This is a genomic window from Chitinophaga sp., assembly GCF_036569125.1.
GTDB lineage: Bacteria > Bacteroidota > Bacteroidia > Chitinophagales > Chitinophagaceae > Chitinophaga.
In genome coordinates this window covers 1-5,131 of the sequence record NZ_DATCRF010000759.1, presented here as the reverse complement: position 1 = coordinate 5,131, position 5,131 = coordinate 1, and the positions used below count along the sequence as shown (strand labels likewise).

The 5,131-nt window shown below is 49.9% G+C and carries 4 protein-coding genes; 1 reads left to right on the top strand and 3 read right to left on the bottom strand.

Annotation, left to right across the window (positions count from 1 at the left end; all coding sequences use genetic code 11):
- The 3 genes from uxuA to VIM87_RS28085 form a co-directional block, all read right to left on the bottom strand.
- Positions 1-1,030: mannonate dehydratase (uxuA, locus tag VIM87_RS28095; protein WP_332000195.1), on the bottom strand; the 1,030-nt coding region annotated here is incomplete at its 3' end.
- A gap of 63 nt (positions 1,031-1,093) precedes the next feature.
- Positions 1,094-2,404, bottom strand: coding sequence for a glycerate kinase (locus tag VIM87_RS28090; RefSeq protein WP_332000194.1), 1,311 nt, complete (start codon positions 2,402-2,404; stop codon positions 1,094-1,096).
- Positions 2,401-2,838 (bottom strand): hypothetical protein, encoded by a 438-nt coding sequence (locus VIM87_RS28085; protein WP_332000193.1) that lies wholly within the window; start codon positions 2,836-2,838, stop codon positions 2,401-2,403. Before VIM87_RS28085 ends, VIM87_RS28090 begins: the two co-directional genes overlap by 4 nt.
- A 157-nt stretch (positions 2,839-2,995) precedes the next feature.
- Between VIM87_RS28085 and VIM87_RS28080 the strand changes: the two genes are divergently transcribed.
- On the top strand, positions 2,996-5,131 hold a 2,136-nt coding region (locus VIM87_RS28080; protein ID WP_332000192.1), incomplete at its 3' end, for an amidohydrolase.

Below are 5,131 nucleotides of genomic sequence, written 5' to 3'. Positions count from 1 at the left end.
GGATAGAGATGTTACGTTTGTTCATCACCGTTAAGATATTCTTTATCACGGCATACATATCCACATCGCCTTCCAGGTGATTGGCTTCATGGAAGTTGCCCTGGCTGTCACGCTGTGTGCTGCGCAGGTGAATGAAATGGATATGCTCCCCTAAACGCTCTACCATACCGGGTAGGTCATTGTCTGCACGCACACCGTAGGAGCCGGTGCAAAAGCAAAGGCCATTAGCCGCATAAGGCGCTGCTGCCAGCAGCTCGCGGGCATCCTGTTCGGTGCTTACCACGCGGGGCAGGCCCAGTATAGGAAAAGGAGGATCGTCGGGGTGAATGGCCAGCTTTATCCCTACTTCTTCTGCCACCGGTGCTATTTGCTGCAGGAAGTAGAACAGGTGCAGCTTCAGCTGGGTGGCATCCACATTTTTATACTTATCCAATGCTTCCTGGAACTGCTGAATGGTAAAGCTTTCCTCTGATCCGGGAAGGCCGGCAATGATGTTGCGTTGCAGGATGGTTTTCTCCGCATCCGTCATGCTGTCAAAGTGTTCTTTGGCGCGGGAAATGTCCACCTCATCATAATCATTCTCCGCACCAGGCCTTTGCAGTATGAACAGGTCAAAAGCTATAAAGGCTGCTTTCTCAAAGCGCAGTGCTTTGGAGCCGTCTGCCACCGTATAAGCCAGGTCGGTACGGGTCCAGTCCAGCACCGGCATAAAATTATACGTAACAATATAAATACCGCAGGAGGCCAGGTTACGCAGGCTTTGCTGGTAGTTACGGATGTATTCTTTAAAGCGGCCGCTCTGGGTTTTAATGTCCTCATGCACGGGCACACTTTCCACAACAGACCAGGTAAGGCCTGCTGCTTCAATTTCAGCTTTACGTTGCAAAATGTCTTCCCTGGTCCATACGGTCCCGTTAGGAATATGGTGTAACGCTGTTACAATGCCTGTAGCACCCGCTTGTTTAATGTCCTGCAGGCTAACAGGATCTTTTGGGCCGAACCATCGCCAGGTCTGTTCCATTCTCGGCATAACTCATATAGGTTTTTGTATCAAGGCTCAAAAATAGAAGAATTAATAATTAAAAATTAATAATTAAGCGTGAATAAGGGCCATCATGATGTCCATTACATTGGTTTGGGTAGGCCCGGTTTTTATTAAGCCGTCAACAGGGGCAAAAAAGTGGTAGGCATCATTATTTTCCAGGTAGCTTTCCGGCTGTAAACCCAGGCTGGCGGCCTTTTCCATAATGGCGGCATTAACCACGGCGCCGGCAGCATCTGTAGGGCCATCTGTACCATCCGTACCCGCGCTCAGCAGGGTAATATGCGGGTATGCCTGTAAGGTTATACCGGCAGCCAGCGCAAATTGCTGGTTGCGGCCGCCCAAGCCCTGCCCCGTTACTACCACGGTACTTTCCCCGCCCATTAATAAACAGGCCGGGCGTGGGCCCGTCCAGCGAATGGCCTGCTGTGCCAGGGCCTGTGCCAGTGTATGTGCGTTGCCGGTAACCTCGCTGCTTAACAGCGTGGTATGATAGCCCTGGGCGGTGGCATATTGTGCCGCTGCTTCCAGCGCACTACGGTTACTGCCAATTAAATAGTTGCGGGTAGTTTTAAAACCGGGATCGCCGGGTTTGGGCGTGTCCGGAATAATATGGTTAGCTCCTTGCTGCAAATGGTTTTGCAGGGAGGCGGGTATTTTTTGCAGCAGCTCATACTTTTCCAATATGGCCTGCGTATCCGCAAAGGTAGAACGGTCGGGCACTGTAGGGCCTGAGCCTATCACATCCAGGTCGTCGCCTACCACATCGCTCAGGATAAGCGTGCATAACGTAGCCGGATATACTTTTAATGCCAGCTGCCCGCCTTTTACAGCGGAAATATGTTTGCGCACCGTATTCATTTCATGAATGGTGGCGCCGCTTTTCAGCAAAAGATCAAATAAAGTTTGTACATCCTGCAGGCTGGAGCCGGGCGGATAATCTATTAATAATGCCGATGCGCCGCCGGATAACAGGAACAGCACCAGGTCCTGCCGGGCAACTTTTGTCAGCAGTTCCATCATTTGCTGCGTAGCCTGTACGCCATTATCATCCGGTACGGGGTGCCCGGCTTCTATTACTTTAATATGCTGTAAGGGTAAAGCGTGTTCGTATTTAGTGATCACCAGCCCCTGTAGCTCATAGGGCAGGTCCAGGGCTTCCAGCGCCTGTGCCATGGCGGCAGCGGCTTTGCCTGCGCCGGTAACAAAAATGCGGCTGTTCTTTTGTAATGGAAAAAATTTACCGGATATCCATAGACCGTTGTCCTGTGCATGCACCTGCCGGGGAATAAGATGTTCCGGTTGTACAGCAGCTACGGCCTGTTTAAAAATGGATATGGCTATGGATGTTGCATCACTCATTTCTCCTGCCTGGCCAGTTTCCGTTCCTGCTTCTTATCCATTTTCGCCTCCAGGTGTTCCCGCTTCTTCATTTCCCAGTCGTTCCACTTTTTATATTGGGTAGGATTTAATACGGTCTTAAAACGCTGGCTGCGTTCTTCATTCAGCGCTTTCAGCTGCTGCATACGGTCTTTATCTGCCAGGCTTTTGTTTGCTTTGATGGCATCACGGCGGCGGATGATGTCTTCGTTGATAGCATAGATCTGTTTATCCTGGGCATGGGTAAGGCCTAGTTCACGATACAGCTTATCACTCATCTTATCGGCCTTTTTTTCCGCGGTCCACCGGCCTTTTTTAATGGTATGGCTGCTGTCCTTAACCGGCGCCTGGCTATGTGCTGTAAAAGCAAACATCAGGCATAACATTAAGGTGGTCAACATCATATGTTTATTCATAGTAAAAGGATTGTGTCTTACAATCAAATTTGGCTTGGACTAAGGTACTGAAACTACCACTCATAAAAAATCCCATAAAATAAATATACCTGTATTAAATTTAAGGTTTCCCTGAAAACCAAACCATCATCTAAACCGCAAAAACAAAATCGATCGTATGGAGCAACCCTTAGCTTATGTACCCGGTACCGGCCGAATGAGCCATTTGGTACCGCCACCGGGGCTTACACGCCGTAAGCGTACAAAGATCTTTTACCTTTTACTGGGCGCCCTGCTGGCCGGCAGCTATGCAAAAGCGCAGGAAACCTTTCCTGTAAACGGAGTGGCCGACCCCCGCGAAGGCTGTTACGCATTTACCCACGCTACTATTGTAAAAGAAGCCGGCAGCACCCTGCAGGATGCTACCCTGGTGATCCGCGATGGCCGCATCATCAGCGCCGGCCCTGGCGGGGCCATTCCCAAAGATGCTGTGGTAGTGGATTGTAAAGGAAAATACATCTATCCTTCCTTTGTAGATATATACAGCGATTACGGTACCCAGCCCGTGAAAAAAAGTTCCCAGGGATTCCGCTCAGCACCCCAGTTCCTGTCAAACACCAAAGGCGCCTTTGGCTGGAATGAAGCAATTAAAAGTGAAATAAATGCCGCTGCCATCTTTAAAACAGACGAGACCAAGGCTAAAAGCCTGCGGCAGGCCGGTTTTGGCGCGGTGCTAACTCACCAGCAGGATGGTATTGCCCGTGGTACCGGCGCGCTGGTAACCTTAGCGGCAGACCGTGAGAATAAAGTAATGGTGCGCGAAAAAGCATCTGCTCAATATTCTTTTGACAAAGGCAGCTCCACGCAAAATTATCCCGGCTCATTAATGGGCAGCATTGCGCTATTGCGGCAAACCTACCTGGATGCGCTGTGGTATAAGGGCCATCCTTCCAAAGAAGGTATTAACCTGAGCCTCCAATCCTGGAACGATGAGCAAACATTGCCCCAGGTATTTGAAGTAAGTGATAAATGGGATGTGCTGCGGGCAAAAAAGATAGGCGATGAATTTGGTGTGCAGTACATCATTAAAGCAGCTGGTAATGAATACCAGCGGGTGGCTGAAATGGCAGCTACCAAAGCAGCGTTTATATTGCCGCTGAACTTCCCGGCTGCCATGGATGTGGAAGACATTAACGACGCACGTTTTGTGGCCTTAAGCGATCTGAAACACTGGGAGCTGGCGCCTACTGAACCAGCAGCATTTGAAAAAGCCGGGATCCCGTTCTGCTTAACAGCAGCAGGCTTAAAGGATAATAAACAATTCCTTAGCAATGTGCGTAAAGCCATTGAGTATGGCTTAAGCGAGCAAAAAGCGCTGGATGCGCTTACCAAAGTACCGGCTGGCCTCATAAAAGCCACCGACCAGGTAGGCACGCTGGATGCCGGTAAGCTGGCTAACTTCCTCATTACCTCCGGCCCTTTGTTTAAAGAAAATACAGTGCTGTACCAGAACTGGGTACAGGGCAAACGCTATATTATTAATGAAGATGGCTGGACGGATATCCGGGGCACGTATACGCTTACACTAAGTCCGGGCGCCACCTATAACATACTGGTAAAAGGTACACCGGTAGCTCCTTCCCTGTCGCTGCTACAGCAGGCAGATACCATTAGCGGCACTATTGTGCTGGAAGATAAGCTGGTAAGACTGGCATTTCCCTTAAGTAAAAAAGGTACCCGCACCCTGCGCCTGAGTGGTGTAATATCCGGTGATGCCTGGAGCGGCAACGGGCAGGATACCAGCGGTAATACGGTGAAATGGAGCGCTGCTTTTTCCAAAGCATTTGTGCCACCCGCAGATTCTGCTAAAAAGAAAACAGACCTGGACCTTACCAAAATATATTATCCGTTTAACGGGTATGGCTGGGAAACCCCCCAGCCAAAACAACAGGACATCCTCATTAAAAACGCTACGGTATGGACCAACGAGCAGCAGGGCAAGCTGGAAAATACCGATGTGCTGATCCGCGCCGGAAAAATAGCCCAGGTAGGCAAAAACCTGCCGGCAGGTAATGCCCTGGTAATAGATGGTACCGGCAAACACCTGACACCGGGTATTATAGATGAGCACTCCCACATTGCCATTACCAAAGGGGTAAATGAAGGCACCCAATCCGTAACATCAGAAGTACGTATAGCCGATGTGCTTAACCCGGATGATATTAATATTTACCGGCAGCTGAGCGGCGGTGTTACCTCCAGCCACCTGCTGCATGGTTCTGCTAACACCATTGGCGGACAAACACAGCTGATC

Bases quoted from the DNA above. Each gene is read 5' to 3' on its own strand.
- VIM87_RS28085 (WP_332000193.1), bottom strand. From the start codon at position 2,838: ATGAATAAACATATGATGTTGACCACCTTAATGTTATGCCTGATGTTT.
- VIM87_RS28090 (WP_332000194.1), bottom strand. From the start codon at position 2,404: ATGAGTGATGCAACATCCATAGCCATATCCATTTTTAAACAGGCCGTA.